At 33.5% G+C, this 17,649-nt stretch carries 16 protein-coding genes and 2 pseudogenes; 9 read left to right on the top strand and 9 right to left on the bottom strand.

Annotated elements, in window-relative coordinates:
* The first annotated feature begins 268 nt into the window (after positions 1–268).
* Complete coding sequence (locus GCWU000282_RS15335) at positions 269–502, top strand: Uma2 family endonuclease (protein WP_169730279.1); 234 nt, start codon at positions 269–271, stop codon at positions 500–502.
* A gap of 356 nt (positions 503–858) precedes the next feature.
* On the top strand, positions 859–1,170 hold the full coding sequence (locus GCWU000282_RS15345) for a hypothetical protein (RefSeq protein ID WP_023356114.1): 312 nt from the start codon (positions 859–861) through the stop codon (positions 1,168–1,170).
* Between the two features lie 189 nt (positions 1,171–1,359).
* On the opposite strand, the pseudogene GCWU000282_RS16490 reads toward GCWU000282_RS15345, so the two are convergent.
* The 3 genes and pseudogenes from GCWU000282_RS16490 to GCWU000282_RS16750 all read right to left on the bottom strand — a co-directional run.
* A pseudogene (locus GCWU000282_RS16490) lies at positions 1,360–1,582 on the bottom strand (transposase); the annotation flags it as partial.
* 232 nt (positions 1,583–1,814) lie between these two features.
* Positions 1,815–2,081: a hypothetical protein gene (locus GCWU000282_RS17240; protein WP_242828977.1), complete on the bottom strand. Its 267-nt coding sequence runs from the start codon at positions 2,079–2,081 to the stop codon at positions 1,815–1,817.
* A complete protein-coding gene (locus GCWU000282_RS16750) occupies positions 2,048–3,196 on the bottom strand; it encodes a hypothetical protein (protein ID WP_242828978.1) in 1,149 nt (382 codons plus the stop codon). The genes GCWU000282_RS17240 and GCWU000282_RS16750 overlap by 34 nt, the downstream gene beginning before the upstream one ends.
* Positions 3,197–3,289: 93 nt before the next feature.
* Here GCWU000282_RS16750 and GCWU000282_RS15355 point away from each other — a divergent pair, with 93 nt between their 5' ends.
* Complete coding sequence (locus tag GCWU000282_RS15355; protein WP_156913168.1) at positions 3,290–3,637, top strand: hypothetical protein; 348 nt, start codon at positions 3,290–3,292, stop codon at positions 3,635–3,637.
* Between the two features lie 79 nt (positions 3,638–3,716).
* Entirely contained in the window at positions 3,717–4,202 is a 486-nt protein-coding gene (locus tag GCWU000282_RS16130) for a hypothetical protein (protein WP_023356118.1), read from the top strand.
* 356 nt (positions 4,203–4,558) lie between these two features.
* Here GCWU000282_RS16130 and GCWU000282_RS15365 read toward each other — a convergent pair.
* Positions 4,559–5,663: pseudogene (locus tag GCWU000282_RS15365) on the bottom strand (IS256 family transposase).
* Positions 5,664–5,736: 73 nt separating this feature from the next.
* Positions 5,737–6,021, bottom strand: coding sequence for a hypothetical protein (locus tag GCWU000282_RS15370; protein ID WP_023356122.1), 285 nt, complete (start codon positions 6,019–6,021; stop codon positions 5,737–5,739).
* A 378-nt stretch (positions 6,022–6,399) separates the two neighbouring features.
* Between GCWU000282_RS15370 and GCWU000282_RS15375 the strand changes: the two genes are divergently transcribed.
* Positions 6,400–7,305 (top strand): hypothetical protein, encoded by a 906-nt coding sequence (locus GCWU000282_RS15375; RefSeq protein ID WP_035041427.1) that lies wholly within the window; start codon positions 6,400–6,402, stop codon positions 7,303–7,305.
* A 60-nt stretch (positions 7,306–7,365) separates the two neighbouring features.
* Here GCWU000282_RS15375 and GCWU000282_RS15380 read toward each other — a convergent pair whose 3' ends face one another.
* Both GCWU000282_RS15380 and GCWU000282_RS15385 read right to left on the bottom strand, forming a co-directional pair.
* The gene (locus tag GCWU000282_RS15380) at positions 7,366–8,889 is read right to left on the bottom strand and encodes a hypothetical protein (protein ID WP_023356124.1); all 1,524 of its coding nucleotides are present in this window, start codon (positions 8,887–8,889) and stop codon (positions 7,366–7,368) included.
* A gap of 15 nt (positions 8,890–8,904) precedes the next feature.
* Complete coding sequence (locus GCWU000282_RS15385; protein ID WP_051384218.1) at positions 8,905–11,220, bottom strand: NACHT domain-containing protein; 2,316 nt, start codon at positions 11,218–11,220, stop codon at positions 8,905–8,907.
* Between the two features lie 369 nt (positions 11,221–11,589).
* Here GCWU000282_RS15385 and GCWU000282_RS15390 point away from each other — a divergent pair, with 369 nt between their 5' ends.
* From GCWU000282_RS15390 to GCWU000282_RS15405, 4 genes are all read left to right on the top strand, one after another.
* Positions 11,590–12,096: a hypothetical protein gene (locus tag GCWU000282_RS15390; RefSeq protein WP_023356127.1), complete on the top strand. Its 507-nt coding sequence runs from the start codon at positions 11,590–11,592 to the stop codon at positions 12,094–12,096.
* A gap of 114 nt (positions 12,097–12,210) precedes the next feature.
* Positions 12,211–12,534 (top strand): hypothetical protein, encoded by a 324-nt coding sequence (locus GCWU000282_RS15395; RefSeq protein WP_023356128.1) that lies wholly within the window; start codon positions 12,211–12,213, stop codon positions 12,532–12,534.
* A gap of 17 nt (positions 12,535–12,551) precedes the next feature.
* Positions 12,552–12,809: a hypothetical protein gene (locus GCWU000282_RS15400; RefSeq protein ID WP_023356129.1), complete on the top strand. Its 258-nt coding sequence runs from the start codon at positions 12,552–12,554 to the stop codon at positions 12,807–12,809.
* A 211-nt stretch (positions 12,810–13,020) separates the two neighbouring features.
* Positions 13,021–13,845 (top strand): hypothetical protein, encoded by an 825-nt coding sequence (locus tag GCWU000282_RS15405; protein ID WP_023356130.1) that lies wholly within the window; start codon positions 13,021–13,023, stop codon positions 13,843–13,845.
* Between the two features lie 82 nt (positions 13,846–13,927).
* On the opposite strand, the gene GCWU000282_RS15410 is transcribed toward GCWU000282_RS15405, so the two are convergent.
* Positions 13,928–15,463, bottom strand: coding sequence for a hypothetical protein (locus GCWU000282_RS15410; RefSeq protein ID WP_023356131.1), 1,536 nt, complete (start codon positions 15,461–15,463; stop codon positions 13,928–13,930).
* Positions 15,464–15,764: 301 nt separating this feature from the next.
* Positions 15,765–17,081 carry an IS110 family RNA-guided transposase gene (locus GCWU000282_RS15415; RefSeq protein WP_021003062.1) on the bottom strand — a complete coding sequence of 439 codons (1,317 nt, stop codon included), beginning with the start codon at positions 17,079–17,081 and terminating at the stop codon, positions 15,765–15,767.
* Between the last annotated feature and the right edge of the window lie 568 nt (positions 17,082–17,649).

Consider the following 17,649-nt stretch of genomic DNA (forward strand, 5'->3'; position numbering starts at 1 on the left):
GCCTGGGAAGTCGAGCGAAATATTTTCGCAGCAAAGGTCAACTGGCAATTTCGAACTGTTGATGCCAGAGTAAAGTTGAATTCATTGTATCCTAAGTTTACAACAGCTTCCAGATAGGAAGTTGTTGTAATGCTAAATATCAATGTGCCAGTACACTAGTTTTCAAATTCTAAAATGGGATATAAGAAAAGGTGATAATTATATTTATAAATACAATAATTGAAAGAGGATTCTTTTGGATTGAATAATTGCATGAAACCCTGACTGGATAATAGAAATTGTATCTCCGGGTAATCCAAGGCATGATTATGTGCTTAAGTTGAATCTTTATGCTGAGGCAGGCGTAAAAGAATACTGGATTGTTGATCCTGCAAAGGAAAGTGTATGGGTGTATTATTTTGAAGAATCAGAGTTTAAAGCCGAGACTTATTCTTTTAAGGATGAAATTAAGGTTAATATTTACAATGATTTGTATATAGATTTTTCAGAGTTTATAGACTAAAGCTGGGAAAAAAGGTTGGATTATATATGAAAAAAATATTGACATCTAACTGGGGTGAGAAAAAAGAATATAATTTTTCATTATGGGCAGGTAGTCCATCAATCTATAAAGGAGCTTTATATTTTAGATAAGAAAGGCGAGAGAAGTTATGATTAAAAATAGAATAATTCCTAATATAATTAATAATTATACTTTTTTTTGCTTCTTTAACCTTATTTATTATTTTAGGTTTGATTTTATTAATTAAATTTAAATCATTGTCAAAAAGTAAAAAAATAATTTTAAGTTTAATTTGGTTCATTGTTATATTAATCCTGTCTGTTTTTTTATATCTTTTTGTAGGATGGGGAAAAAATATGCCGGAATATATAAAAAGAGGTTTAACTTTATTATCTGCTAATGATGTTCGCATTGATAAAATTGATTTTTCGGATAATGTGATAATTGTTGAAGGTAAAGCTATTAATAGGCTAGAGTGTGAAGAAATAAAATATGAAAAAGAGGGAGATAAACTATGTATAATGGTTTTTTCCAATAGAATGGAAACAAAAGACGGAAAATTTAAGTATAAGCTAGAGGGTAATTTTGATAATATTAAATATGTATATCTAAGAAGCATAGAAGGTGGATTTGGGGGACTTGAGGATAAGTTAGTTTATACAAGATAAGAAGTAAAATAGGAGCTACGACTAAATTATAAGAGACTATTAAGAAAAGTCTGTAAATAAAAATCTCCTATGATAATATAGGGTGGAAATCTTTAAGATAGGATTTTCACCCTTGTGTTATATATAACAGTAAAAAAGTGTATGTCAATACAGGGTAGCTAAGCCACCCGTGTCTTTTACCACTGTATTCTATTCAGGAAGTCGCCCCTTCATACATAATGCTTAACTCGCCGTAGACCTGTGCCCAGTTTCGTATTGTGGTAGTCCATTTTTTAGTTGCCTCAAAAGTGGCTAAATACAGGGCCTTAAGGAGGGCTGTATCGCTTGGAAATACGCTTCTCTGGCGGTTTAGCTTAGGGTATGTAGAATTAAGCGATTCTATAGCGTTCGTGGTATAAATAACTTTTCTAACAACCAAAATAGTAATATTATTAACAAGATTAATAAAGTATGATATATTGTTACTATAATAATAAAAGTAATAATAATCTCTCGGAATCTTGAGTGCTTATAGTCAGCATAGCTGAAAATGGACATTGAAAAGTGAATATTATCCGAAAAAAGCGAAAAGAAATAAAAATAAGCATGAAAAACAGACATAACCATTGTCGCTATGCCTTAAAATGTGTATAATAATCATAAGATTATGCCACTTCTAAAATCAACTTTTGTAGGGTGGATTCATAGGGCAAATCCCATGCATCAAGATGCTGTAGCATCATGATGTGATAGAGGCGGCAGTACCACATCTTAGTAGAGCGGAGTCTGCCGTCTTCTAATTTGAAGTCTAATTTCTCACGCTTATTGGAACGTTCTGCAGAAGTTCTTGCATTAAATTCCTTTTTCCATTCTGCACTGTCACGAGGTGGTATGTTAATCAGTCTTGGATTGTCCTTCCCAGCAAGATGCACTGTTCTGCCATATTTTGAATCAGAGCAGGGATGTTCGCAGGAACACCATCTTTACCGATGGTAAAGTCATTTTTATATTTGACTTTGATACCACGTTTTTCATTCAAATCAATGAAGGGTGTGATGTTTTCCTGTTTACAGTATTCGTAGATGGGCATTGCATCATGGGCAGAATCTAAAAGCAGCTTTGTAACAATGAAATCAGGAAGAAAGGATTTCATTCTGAAAAATGTTTCTAAAAATCCATGAGAATCATGTTTGGAAGCAGGATTTAATAAAGGAAAAACAGGCAGGTCGCTTTCAGAATCGGATGCAACCAGCATATATAAATCATATCCATGATACCAACAGTCTCTGGAAGAATCCCATCCGATATCACAGTCCGGTGGGGAAAAGTATCTGTCACAGCTGCATTTGGAAATACCATTTTTGTGACAGCAGCAAATACGGTTGCTTCTCATTCTGTGAGAGGTAACAACCGGAGTACCGTCGCCTGCTACAGATAAAGAATCAGCATTAATTAATCCTTTAGAGACAGACACATCAAGAAACTGCTTTTTATAAATTTGAAGCAGTGAATGATAAGGCTGCTGTTCAGGAATAAAAGTAGTGTGGTCAAGCTGAGTAATCAACTGGCCAACGATTACTTTTTCAACAGATGCAGCTTTTGCACCTTTGCTTTGTGGTTTCTTTACTTTCGCTTTTACGGGATGAATCCCGGGAGAAAGATTATTATCTTCAGAATCCCATAAGCGATTAAAAAAATCATAAAAAGTACCGACACCCGGTGTATTTTCTACTTCGAAACCGCTGAGTATTGCGTACAAAGGATTGATTTTAAGTTGAGCCGCCCAATCGGTTATGGAAGTAACCTTAAAATCAATGGATAAAAGATAAGAGCGTTGCATGCAGGAAGGTGTTCTTGGAGCCGGACCGAATTTAGAGTATTTATCACGCATGAATTCATCAGTGTAAGATAAATCCAAAGTCCAAAAACGTTCAATGATATCCCATGTAGAGTGGGAAATTGCATTCGGGTTAGGATAATATTTACGAAGATTAGTAACAACAAAGTTTTGGTAGTCGGCATGGCTGCCACAGTTAACAGGTAACAAATAAAATCGCCTCCAATCGAAAAATATGTCTTATAAATAAGGGCGCGTAGCGCCACATTTAGAAAATTTTCGTTATCTAATGTAATGCCTGGAATGAGTACACATACTGTTTATATTAATATGACTAAATGTCATGAAAATATAAAGGTATATACTGTTGCTATGGATGGTGGAGATTCGCTTGGGACATCAGAGACGCCAGGGGAAAGAAATATTCCTAATAATTTATTGAACTTATGGGCATCAGGAAGTTTTTCAACAACTGAAGCATGTTTGGAGTATCATTTTATGAGACATTCTGGAGAATTAGGAATTAGTAATATAGTTTCATATGTTAACAGTGCACAGTCATTTAGAAGTAATTTAAGTGGGGCATCAAGTTCTCATGTATCAGGTAAATTAAAAAATGTAACGCGTTGGGAAAAAATGGAAAGTATGTAGACATTAGTGGAAGTAAAAATACAGGATTATTAGTGAGTTATGGTCGAAGCTAATAAAAGGTTTAGTTTAGGAGATTAATATGTCATTAATACATAAGTTTTATTTAGTCGAGATAAATGATTTTAATTTATTAAATTATGAAATAATTTATAATAGATTAATTGAAAAAAATAAAACAGAAAATATTAAAATTATTGAAGAAATATATTTAGAAGATGAGTTATTTTCATACTTAGAAGATACATTATTTTGGATTCCTTCAAAGACACTATCGGATTTTAATTTAAATACTTCAAAAGGTTTGAATAGATATGGAATTACTATATTAGATAAGATATCTTCAGTAATAATGTATAATATTTTTAGTGGATGGTATGATATATTTAAACAAGCTCCAGAAATAATAGAATTAACAGGAGATTACATATTTTTTGAAAATCAGAATGGAAGATATGAAGATATAAAAATAAATAAACAGCATCTTATTAGTGTAATTGATCATTTAAAAAATTATTCGATAGCATTAGAAAAACAAAATTATTATATTATTCATTTGGGTATATAACTTTTAGTTTGTAAGAATTAAAAAAAGAAAGTTATATTTATAAGGGATTGGGGATTTCACCAACAAGTTAAAAATTGATAAAATAGACCAGAGTGAAAACGAAGGATATTTTATCAATTTTTTTAAAGTGCATATACACTTACTGTGCTTGTTACAAAATTATTGAGTGTTATTTTTGGTATAAGGAAATATTAATTGGAGACTATGAAGAAAAGTCTGTAAATAAAAATCTCCTATGATAATGTAGGGTGGAAATCTTTAAGATAGGATTTTCACCCTTGTGTTATATATAACAGTAAAAAAAGTGTATGTCAATACAGGGTGGCTGAGCCACCCGTGTCTTTTACACCTGTATTTTATTCAGGCAGTCGACCCTCATACATAATGCTTAACTCACCGTAGACCTGTGCCCAGTTTCGTATTGTGGTAGTCCATTTTTTGGTTGCCTCAAAAGTGGCTAAATACAAAGCCTTAAGGAGGGCTGTATCGCTTGGAAATACGCTTCTCTGGCGGTTTAGCTTACGGTATGTAGAATTAAGCGATTCTATAGCATTGGTTGTATAAATTACCTTTCTAACAACGGAAGAAAACTTGAAAATAGGAGAAATAACATCCCGGTTATCTTTCCAGCGTTTCATTGAGTTAGGATACTTTGGTGTCCATTTTTCAGTCACCTGCTCCAAAGCCGCTAGAGCTTTTTTTTCATCGGAGGCCTGGTAAATGTTCTTCAAATCTGTCGCAAATGCTTTTCTGTCTTTATCAGGTACATATTTCAATGTATTATGAACCTGATGAACGATACATCTTTGATACTCTGTTTTAGGAAAGGCTGCTCCAATGGCTTCCTTTATACCGGTAAGACCATCAGCGCAGATTACAAGGATGTCCTTTACTCCTCTGTTTTTAAGCTCATTTAGTATAGATAGCCAGTATTTTGAACTTTCATTGTCACCTACCTGTATTGTAAGCACTTCTTTCTTCCCTTCAGTATTGATACCTAAGATGACATATGCAGCAAGCTTTCTTATTACACCGTTATCACGCACAGAATAATGGATAGCATCAATATAAAGGATTGGAGAAATAATACATAGATATAATCTTCTGGTCAATGTCTGAAATGTCTTTCTGACGTTTTTTAACAATCTGAGGCTCGAAAGTAGACTTGCGATTCTGAGGAACCTCAATTCCGACCTGACCATAGCTGCTGTTAACCATCTTAGGTTTATAGCCGTTTCTGTAGTCATCACTTTCATATCTCTCAGATTTACCATATCCAAGATGTTCATCCATTTCTGCTTCCATCATCTCTTTGATGGTTCCACCCAACAGATCTTTAAGTGCATCCTGAATGTCTTCAGCTGTTTAGGTATCATACTCTTGAAGTAGTTGCTGAATTATGTTTCTTTTACCTTCAGTCATTACAACCTTGTGTACCGGTTTCTTTTCTCTTTTTGCCATAATAAAAGGCCTCCTATAATTTATATTTTATCATAGAAGACCTATTGCTTAAAAGCTATTTACAGAAAAAGTTTCACATACTCTCATAATCCATATCATCATCAAAATACCCCTCTGCATCCTTATATTTTTCAGTTATTTTCCCAGTTTTAGCAGCCTCCTCTATAAGCTTTAAATACTTCCTAGACGCACTGTAAACACCGTTTTTCTCAAAATCTTTATTGTATATAAGGGTATCAAGGTAAGGCATATTGCTGTAGTCAAGTTTTTTTTGCTTTGTCTTAGCTTCTGCACCTTGAGGAAAGGTGCTAAAAAACAGGGCAAAGAGGAGTACAAGTGTAATTAGTTTTTTCTTCATAATAGGCTCCTTTCATAGCTATTAATCTTGTAAGGTAAAATCACAGAGAAGTGACTCGCAGATTGATGAAGCATAAGGTCTTTATTTCATAGCCTATTATAACACCAAATGACCTACATTCGTATAGATATTTAATATAAAAAAAATATTTTAAAACCGTCCTTTTAATCCATCTGCCAAGGCTACTAAGTAGAAGGAGGTGGTAAAAGTGAATTCAAGAGTTTTTAATAATAAAAGATTTTGCTCTATAAGAGCACCAGCTAACTAAAGCTGTATAATACATAGCCTTAATTGGCTATAGACAGCAAATGAAGATATGAAATCAATCCCAATATAAAAAGTGGGAAACAAAGATTAATGATTAAGGAGAGAAAGATTATGAGTGATATGAAACTATTATATAGAATTGACGATAATAAAGACTATACCAATATGGGTGGAATAGCAATTGATGAAAATGGAACATTATATTGTGTTAAATCAAGCTCAGATGATGAGAATCAGTGCTTATATGTAATAAATAACTATGAGCGAGCTAAAAAAACAAATGGCTTTGTAAACCCATTACGTACTCATAAGTATAAAAGATTAGGACATGCCAATAGCCTCACTTTAAGTGGTGGTTACCTTTATGTAGGCACAAATGAGAATTATATTATTAAGTTATCCACTACTAAGCTAAAAGGTACTAAGCATGAAGCAGGAACAAAGATAGATATTAACTCAGGTGATGCTGATATCAGCTCAATTGCGGCTGTAGGAAACAATCAATTCATAGTGCACTTTAGCGGATATAACGACGGTCATGCAAGGCAGAGAGTTTACTTTTCAAGCAAGATAACAGATACAGTTGAGTACAGTGCTGAGAAAATGAAGACATTTACATATCCGGATACGCTGAAAATTAAAGTTGATAATACTGAGGCACAGGACATGTTTTATAAAGATGGGTATTTATACTTTATAGTTGCGGAAAAGGATGATGAAAGCAAGGAATTTACGAAAAGCCATATCTTTAAGTATCATTATGAAAGTGGCACTTATGTTGGGCATGAAACATTTACAAATACAAAGGCTAAAAAATTTGAAATCGAAAGCATGTATATAGTTGACAAAAAGTTAGTATTCTCTGTAAATGAGAGTAAGGTAATAAAAGAAAAAGTAAAAGTAAATGGAAAGATGATAACAAGGACAAAGACAGTAAATAACTGGGATGCAATCTATACCGTTGAAAATTGGGAGTTAGCATCCAAAGAAATAACTATACCTAACGAAAACAAATAATAATAGCTAAATGGGTAAGGCTGCAACACTATGCAGCCTTACTTTAGATATTAAAGGAGATTACATTGGACGGAATGGTATTGTGAATCCGGAACAACTACCTCCTTGGTAATGATTACAGTATTTTGTAATTTCCTGTGGAGGCACTCCGAGTGAATATAAAAAGCCATCCAATGCTAAATCATCAAAGTCATGCTTCAAGACATAGTAATAACGCAATCTATTGAGATTGTAAGAAAATCTGCATAAACATTCAGTTTTACAAAATGAATCATATAACATCTTGCTATTATCATAAACTGAATGATATTTTTCCCATACTTTATCATCTACATCAATTGTCTTAGAAGTTAAAACGAACTTATAAATGTTATAAGCCAGCCTTGTATTGGTAGTGTTTTCTATATTCTTAAAATATTTAGCGCCAACTGTCTTAAGTGCATGACTGTCAGAACCATTGGCAGGATATATAGGAATTCTATTATAACTTCCGTAAACATTTTTACTTGTAACTAAAAACTTTGCAGATTTTTCAGCATAGAGCTTATTATTGCCATTTTTAGCCTTCATTTTAACCACTACCTTGTATTTGCCGTTTTCAAGATATTTGGCTGTGTTTTTTATAGTGAATATAAATGAGCCAAGATAATTGCTCTTATACTGATATGAAGGCTTTAATGTATCACAAAGCTTACCCGATTTGTCGTATATGTATGCCTTGATATCAGGAGGCGAAGTTATGGCATCATTATATGTAAAGTTTGCATTACAGAAGATATTTAGGTATTTATCAGTCTTGGGATTAAATCCCTTTTTATATCCGCCAATTACTATAGGAGTAACAAAAAAGTTGTTAGCTCTCCAAGGAGCAGGGACTTTTTCATTCTTGTAATACAGGTACTTGTTGTCGTTATGAAGTTCTTTATATTTTTTGTAATTACTGATATATAGACTATAAATCCTATTAATAGACAGTCTTTTCCTCAGATCCTTAAGGAAGTTCTTAGGTAAAATAGCATTGTCATTTATAAACTTCATGCGGGATGCAATGGAATTTCCTATTTTATCTTCCATACTACAATCATATTCATTGGCCTCTGGATTTCTGTCCTGCAATATTTTTAAGCTTATATATTTTAATGATTTATTCACTTCTACAGTATCATCAAACTCATAAGGAAGTTCACTAAAGTCTGTTTCCAAATAAATTGGAGTATATTTAAGCTTTATCCTGTCCATAAAATAAGCAAGCCCTTTGTCAGATAGTGAACCGTAAAAATTGGGACCATAGTCATTTGTATATGTAAATTCATAGCCAATATCCTTGTCAAAATATAATTCAGCCTTTTTAAACTCATCAGTTATTATCCCTGTTTTGGCAGCCTCCTCTATAAGCTTTAAATACTTCCTAGACGCACTGTAAACGCCGTTTTTCTTAAAGTCTTTATTGTATATAAGGGTATCAAGGTAAGGCATCTTGCTGTAGTCAAGCTTTTTTTGCTTTGTCTTAGCTTCTGCAACTTGAGGTAAGGTACTAAAAAACAGGGCAAAGAGTAGTACAAGTGCAATTAGTTTTTTCTTCATATCAATTATCCTTTCTTAATTATCAAATAGGTCATCGGATGATGTTTCCAACTTAGTACGTTCCTTTAAGTTATGATAATAGTTTTTAATATTCCTATACTCGCGAAAAAGTGGGAAGTCATCCTGTTCCATATAGTTTTTTAGCGTAATATACTGTTCAGGTTCTTCTATAAGTTCAGAGATTTCAATATCAATTGTCATACCTTCCGCTTCCGGATCTCCAAAGTAGTCAGAATAGAGGGAAGGAATGTCATCCTCTTCAACCAATTCAGTTGATAGGAGAAAGTTGCGTGGGATAGAATCATAATCCGGAAATCTATCATAAGCCTCATCAATCAAAAAATTACTATAAGCATTAACCCAATTTCTGGCAGGTAATTCATATATTTCGCTAGGCCAATCACAATATTCAAGCTCTGATACAACGTCTAAATGTTTATCATATATAATAAAACGATATAAAAATGAGCTTGCAATATTTAAGTAAGAAACTCCCACATCTCCCTCTTCAAAGTAAAGAACAGGATATATGGTTTTTAAGAACTCCCAATATTCATCTTTCCCTTCTTTTTCAAAACCACTTATTAGTTTCTCTAAAAATGGAAGAAATATAAAACGTTCTATTTTTTGAGGAATCATATCGTAAAGCATGTCAAATGTTCTGTCTGTATAGGAACGATTTCTTAAGTTTTCAAAATAATTTCCTACTTTAACAAGGTTCGTATCATATTCTGACGCAAAGTAAACAGCTGTAAAATATTCTTGAAAAGAACGATGAATAAAATAGTATCGTTCTCCTTCACTATACATAATACACAGATTTTCCGTTAAATCCAACAAAAAATCACGAGGTAAGCTATTTTGATGTTCTGGATCAGCAGTTTTTAAAACCTTTTTCATATACCCTGTAAAATGTAAAGAATCAAACTCAAGGACTTCGTCCATATATGTTCTGGCACAGAATTGTGCAAAATATTTTGCAAATTCTTCTGGAGTAAGCTTTGTATGTAATGGACGCTTAAATGAACCCTTTGAGGCATCATGCAATCGAGCCATAGTTTCATATGCTTTTGAGTAGAATACATGCATTTTAGCAGGAACCTCTCCAAAAGAAGAATATGTCATAAGCATAATGGTTAATAGGAGGGGGTTGCTGGCAAACTCCTTATGTGTACGGTAAAGGTTATTGTCTAAAGCCATCATAAAACTATTTTTGCCTTCTTTGTCCCAAAAGTCCAGCTTTCTTATAAGTTCAAGCGCCTGTTCTTTAGTTAGATCCTGAATATCAAAGATTGTAAACTTAGAATAGGAAATAAACATATGAACAGGACGGGAGGTAATAATTATAGTATTGCCAGAATACGCTTTTAGTAATGATTCTAAATGTTGATTAAAAGTATCTCTTATGGAGGATTGTATTTCATCTAAACCATCAAGTAAAAGAATAAGGCGTTTTTGCACTAGGGAATCAATAATATCCTCTTTAGAAATGCTCGAATCATATTCATTTACAGATTTGAGTATAAAGTCAACTATACTACTATCATTATCTTTGTAATCTTTAAGCGAAAGCAATAGAGGAATGCTTCCGGTAGTTTCAACCTGTTTGGCAGAAGAAAGAAATAAATGTGTCATCAGCATAGATTTTCCAATCCCGCCCAATCCCTGAATAATAATATACTTTGCTTCCTGCTCTAACTTTTCAACAGTGACACCTCTTATAGATTCTCCCGATTCAAATAACTTATTACGCTTAATATCATTACAGACATATAAGTCATAAAAAGGACAAGGTTTTTCAGCAAACAGTAGAGTTTTTTTTGTAGAGTAGTAAACTGAAGCATCATTAAGATACTTTTGGAATGTCTGCGTTATTGGCAAACATTTGGGTGTATCATTAGGAGATAACTTTAATGGCGTATAAATATCACATTTTTTATTTCCGTTAACTCCATTTTTCTTTGTGCCAGAGGCATCAATAATTATATTTGCAAACAATTCCGCAATTTTCTCGTAAGTATTTGCTGGCTTTATATCATCTATGTCATCCTTAAAAATATTATATAACTGTTTAGTTGTATTCTTAGGAAACGATTTGAGGTATTCAATAAATTCTTTAGGACTGACATAAACAGCTATTTTCTTAGAAATACCACTAATTTTATTTTTTCCATTAAAATAACTTTTAAAACTGCTCTCTGTATATCCAACAAGGATATCATGTCCATCTTCAATAATGATGGCTTCTAAAATGGTTTTAGTAAACGTACAGGTATTTGCACCAGCTCTTATTACTTGAGATAACTTTTGGGCAAATTCATTAAATTGCATCCAATATCCTCCTGTATCCATTCCTATACTACACTAACCAATTATACCAACTCGATAAAATATAATTAAATTGTATCAAAGTATAAGGTAGAAAGATTAGTATCAGCTATTTATTTCACAGCCTATTATAGCATTCAATTACTAAATTATCTACCCAATAAATATTAATCTCAAAGTCCGAGATGGCCATCAGGACGGCGGGATACATAGAGAATCAATACAGGATTAAAACTGTGTAAAAGATGAAGATGTATCCACCGTATTTTACTATGCTCATTTTTGGCTTTGCAATATGGTGTTGTCCTAATACATTCAGATTTTTTATGTGTTCCGCTTCTTGAGATTCTTTAGAAGAAAGGAGCACTTATTATGCAACTCACAGTCAGATATGAAAATAAAAATCAGACAATAACTCTGAACTCAAAGGAAGCTGAAGAACTAATGGAAAGCTTATCATTAAAATATGATAAAAACCTGTCTGAGAAAGAGCTGGAATTACTTATTCAGGGTACTTGGGATGAGCGTTTTAATAAACCTGAATACAATAATTTGCATAAGTTTGAAAGGCATAGAGGACTAAGCAGTAAAAGAAGTAGTGAAGAAGATGATGATGTTATTCTCGAGCCACAAATGGATGAGGTAAAAGATCCAACCATATTTTGTAAAGAAGAGATGGAAAGGAATGATAATTGGGAGTATGACGAAGTATGCCGGAAAATACGCAGAATTCTTAAACAAAGTACAGCAGAGATGGTAATTGCTATAGCACTTGATGGGATGTCAGTTAGAGAATATGCAAATTTGACGGGAGATATTGCGAACAATGTCAGCCATCGCTATAGAAGGGCAATAAAAAAACTAAAAAATAATTATTAGGAGACGTCCTTTTAGAGCTTTAGCCAAGGCTATTAAGTAGGAGGTAATATGGATTAAAAATGTACTTCTTGTATTTGTGAACGGAGCATCAAGCTAAAGAAGGGAGGTGATAAAGTGACGTTATTTAATTGGTTCGCACTATTTGGGATACCGTCTTTGATTGGAGGATTTTGGTTAAATATACTAAAAAGTATCAAAAATAGTGATAAGCAGACAAAAGCCTTGCAGCTAGGTGTGCAAGCACTTTTAAGAGAGAGGCTTTTATATTTATACAGAGAATTCTTTAAACAGGGTTATGTTAATTATTCAGATCGCCAAACAGTTGAAAATATGTATAAACAGTACCATGTGTTGGGAGAAAATGGAGTAATGGATGATATGCATCGAAGATTTATGAATCTCCCAATAGAAGTTGAAGAAAACTGTAAACTAAATTAAAGAAAGGAAATGATGAAATGAAAGGGTCTAAAAATGATGAAGAAACTAAGGTTGATTGGAGAAGAAAACTAACATCGAGAAAGTTTTGGGTTGCAATTATAGGCTTTTCAACTGCAATGTTGACGGTATTAAATGTCAATAGCCTTACAATAGAGCAGGTAGCAGCCATTATATCAGCACTTGGAACGCTTGTATCTTACATTATTAGTGAAGGAATGACTGATGTAGCTGAACATAATGGAAATGATAGAAAAATATCAAAAACGTCCTTTTGACAAACTTGCCAAGGCTACTAAGTAGAAGGAGGTGGTTAAAAGTGAAATCAAGAGCTTTTGGTAATAAAAGATTTTGCTCTATAAGAGCGCCAGCTAACTAAAGCTGTATATTACATAGCCTTAATGGGCTATAGATAGCTAAATAAAGATATGAAATCAATCCCAATGAAAGAAGTGGGAAACAAAAATAATATTAAAGGAGAGAAAGATTATGAGTAAAATGGAATTATTGTTTAGGATAAAAGACGAGAATGGCTGCTCCAACATGGGTGGAATAGCAATTGATGGAAGTGGAACATTATATTGTGTTAAATCAAGCTCAGATGATGAGAATCAGTGCTTATATGTAATAAATAACTATGTGCGAGCTAAAAAAACAAATGGCTTTGTAAATCCATTACGTATTCATAAGTATGTAAGACTAGGACATGCCAATAGCCTCACTTTAAGCGGTGGTTACCTTTATGTAGGCACAAAAGAGAATTATATTATTAAGTTATCTACTACGAAGCTAAAAGGTACTAAGCATGAAGCAGGAACAAAGATAGGCATTAACTCAGGCGATGCCGATATCAGCTCAATTGCGGCTGTAGGAAACAATCAGTTCATAGTGCACTTTAGCGGATATAACGACGGTCATGCAAGGAAGAGAGTTTACTTTTCAAGCGAGATAATAGATACAGTTGAGTACAGTGCTGAGAAAATGAAGACATTTACATATCCGGATACGCTGAAAATTAATGTTGATAATACTGAGGCACAGGACATGTTTTATAAAGATGGGTATTTATACTTTATACTTGCAGAAAAAGATGAAGATGGAAAGGAATTTACGAAAAGCCATATACTTAAATACAGATATGAAGATTGTGTTTGTGTTGGTTATGAGACATTTACCAATAAGTATGCTACAAAATTTGAAATTGAAAGTATGCATATTGTTGGTAAGACTTTAGTGTTCTCAGCTAATGAAAGCAGCCAAAAATACAAAAACATGGATGCAATATATATAGTTAAGAAATGGGAGTTAGCATAAAACATCAATCTGGAATAACCTAAATAAAATAATTTGGGAAGGTCTTCGTATGATACCGAAGCCTTCCCATTAATACTTGTGGCTATAAATCTCTAAATGGTAGCTTAAAGTTGTCAGGGGCTAAGTCCCTATAATGTTCATAGTATTTTATAGCTTCCTGTGGTGGAACTCCTAGGGAGTATAAAAAGTTGTCTAAAAATATATTGTAATAGTATTCAAAATACTGTTTGAGAAGCCAGTAATATCGACAATTCTCATTGAGTTCATAAGAAAATCTACATAAACACTCGGTTTTACAAAATGAGTCGTATAATAGCTTGCTATTATCATAAACTGACCGATATTTATAAAATTCATGTTCTTTAACATTGACAGGTTTGGAAGTCTTAAGAAATTTATAAATATTGTAAGCTAATCTAGTATTAGTTGTGTTTTCTATATTTTTAAAGTATTTAGCTCCAACAATCTTATATGCACGGCTATCAGAACCATTTGCAGGGTAAATAGGAACCCTCCTGTAACTTCCATACACATTCTTATCTGTAACTGTGAAAGTTGCAGATTTTTCAGCGTAGAGCTTATCTTTGCCGTTCTTAGCCCTCATCTTAACAATGACCTTGTATTTACCGTTTTTAAGGTATTTGGCGGTATTGTTTACAGTAAATATGAATGAGCCCAGATAATTGCTCTTATACTGATATGAAGGCTTTAATGTATCGCAAAGCTTCCCAGATGTATCATAGATATAAGCCTTAATATCAGGAGGTGAATCTATGGCATCATTATATGTAAAGTTTGCATTGCAGAAGATGTTTAGGTATTTATCTGTCTTGGGATTAAATCCCTTTTTATATCCGCCAATTACAATAGGAGTAACAAAAAAGTTGTCAGCTCTCCAAGGAGCAGGAACTTTTTCGTTCTTGTAATAGAGGTACTTGTTGTCGTTATGAAGTTCTTTATACTTCTTGTAGTTACTGATATATAGACTATAAATCCTATTAATAGACAGTCTTTTCCTCAGATCCTTAAGGAAGTTCTTAGGTAAAATAGCATTGTCATTTATAAACTTCATACGGGATGCAATGGAGTATCCTATTTTATCTTCAATATTACGATAGTATTCATAGGCATTAGGATTACTATCCTGTAAAATTTTTAAGCTTATATAATGTAATGATTTATTCACTTCTACAGTATCATCAAACTCATAAGGAAGTTTATTAAAGTTTGTTTCTAAGTAAATGGGTGTTTCGTAAAGTTTTAACCTATTTAAAAAGAATGCAAGCCCTTTATCGGAAAGAGTACCGTAAAAATTGGGACCGTAGTCATTGGTATATGTGAGTTCATAATCCCAATCATCATCAAAATACCTCTCTGCATCCTTATATTTTTCAGTTATTTTCCCTGTTTTGGCAGCCTCCTCTATAAGCTTTAAATACTTCCTAGACGCACTGTAAACGCCGTTTTTCCTAAAGTCTTTATTGTATATAAGGGTATCAAGGTAAGGCATCTTGCTGTAGTCAAGCTTCTTTTGCTTTGTCTTAGCCTCTGTAACTTGAGGAAAGGTGCTAAAAAACAGTGTAAAGAGCAGTACAAGTGCAATTAGTTTTTTCTTCATAATAGGCTCCTTTCATATTCATCAATCAGGCAAAGTAAAATCATAGAGAATTCACTGACAGATTGATGAAGAATAGGTACTTTATTTCATAGCCTATTATAACACCAAATGACCTATATTCGTATAGATATTTAATGTTAAAAAATAAATATTTTTAAAAACCGTCCTTTTAATACATCCATCAAGGCTACTAAGTAGAGTCCAGCTAATAAATGTCAATACCTAAAAGGGAAAAATCTTATTTTTTATTTTAGGTAAAAAAGGACAGACTACCCCCTTGGTGCAGATGGCATTGAAAAAATTATGCAGCTGTATTACTCTTTGAAGAGTTGTATTGCCTGATGTGTTCCCGTGGAGTGATGATTTCAAAAGGCTTGCTATCCCTTAGTATGGCAAAAATCATATTGCATACCTTATGAGATACAGCCCCCATTGCCACAAGCTTTGGCTTTGATTCACATTTTTTGAGGTAAAACTCCCTCAAAACGGGATTTTTAGCATTGCCATTTCTTGCAGGGCTTATGCTCTGGAGTGTCAGTATGTGAATTACTCTCCTTGCGATTGCAGAGCCACGCTTTGACATTTTAACCTTTGTTCCTTCGAACTTGCCTGACTGTTTGACTGCCGGATCAAGACCAAAGTAGGCAAAAAGCTGTTTTGGCTTTTTGAAAGCAGAGAAGTCACCGATTTCAGCCATTAGTGATATGGCTGACAGAAAGCCTGCACCCTTGAAGGTTTCAATCAGCTTTAACTGTCTGACAAACTCGGTATCTTCATTGGCTTTTACAAGCTGTTTCATTGTCTCAAGTAATCTGGATATTTCTTCATCGTACTTACGGATGAAGCTTATGTACAGACGGATACGAATTATGTTGCTGTAGGATATACAACCAAACTCATTCGCATCATTTGCAGCTTTGATTATGGCATTATACTTATTTTCAGCATATTTAAGCCCAAAACGTGCCGTAGACTTTATAATTCTGATTACTTCCTGCTCATCAGCGTCTATAAGAGCTTTCGGTGATGCGTATGTTTCAAGCAGGGTGAGGGAAGTGTTAGTGGTTACCTTTGAAAATATGCCAATGTACTGTGGAAACGCCATGCGGAGTTCGCCCTGAAGCTTATTGGCATAAGCAGAACGGCAGTCCATAAGTGAATAGTATTCACGGCAGAGGTTTCTACAGTTAAGTGCAAGTTCAGAAGGCATAATCGAAACCTTTAAATCCGGCTTCAAACCAACTAAAGCAGCTTTTTTTGAATCAAAACGGTCATTATGTACTTTTCTTATGTTAATATTTGTGCTATTCTTAGTGATGATAGGATTAATAACGGAGCAGTTAAAACCCTTATCACGAAGATAGCAGAAAAGTGGGTAATGATAAATTCCCGTGGATTCGAGGAAAATGCGGATTTCCAGAGAATACAGCTTTTCTGCTTCTTTTATTTTAAAGACAGCTGTTTCAAGGGACTCCATGCAGTTATGAGTGAGTTTGTAAGGTTTTCCTACAAACTGCTGGTTTGGAAGTGCAATTGACATCCATGAAAAATCCGCTCCTACATCAATTCCAACGGAGATGAATAAATCATCGGAGTTAAAAACAATATTGCTTGTCATGAGTATAAACTCCTTTCTGATAGGAATCCATTTCCAATACGGCAGGTACACAACCTAGCGTGTTATTCAGGTATAGCCTTAAAGGCTCCCAACCAGCTAAAACATAAAACCCTGTCGAATGGACTAATTGACTTTACTACAGGTATATGCTGACAGTTCAGCATCCCAAGGAGGTAGCCATTCTTTGTCCTATCCTAAGAGATAATACCTTATGTTTTGTCTTATGTCTATCGGAAGCCATCAGGCAAGATAAAATTTATGATAACATCTGATGAAGGTAGAATGCCTTCTTCTGTTATACATATAGAAATTTGTTAATCAAATAGTCTTGATTGACTATACCATTATTATACTAGTGTATTGACATATTGATATTTAACAAAATATTTCTGGCTATTTTTACCGTTTTATGATAAAATAAAAGAAACGGCGGTGATTTATATGGCAAGACCAAAAAAGTATAAAATCGAACTTACGGATAACGAATTAAAAATCTTAAAATCTGTCATCCGAAAAAACAAAACATCCAAAACAATTCGATGCAGATGCCAGATCATTATTGATTTGG

It is taken from the genome of Catonella morbi ATCC 51271 (assembly GCF_000160035.2).
GTDB classification, from domain to species: Bacteria; Bacillota; Clostridia; order Lachnospirales; family Lachnospiraceae; genus Catonella; species Catonella morbi.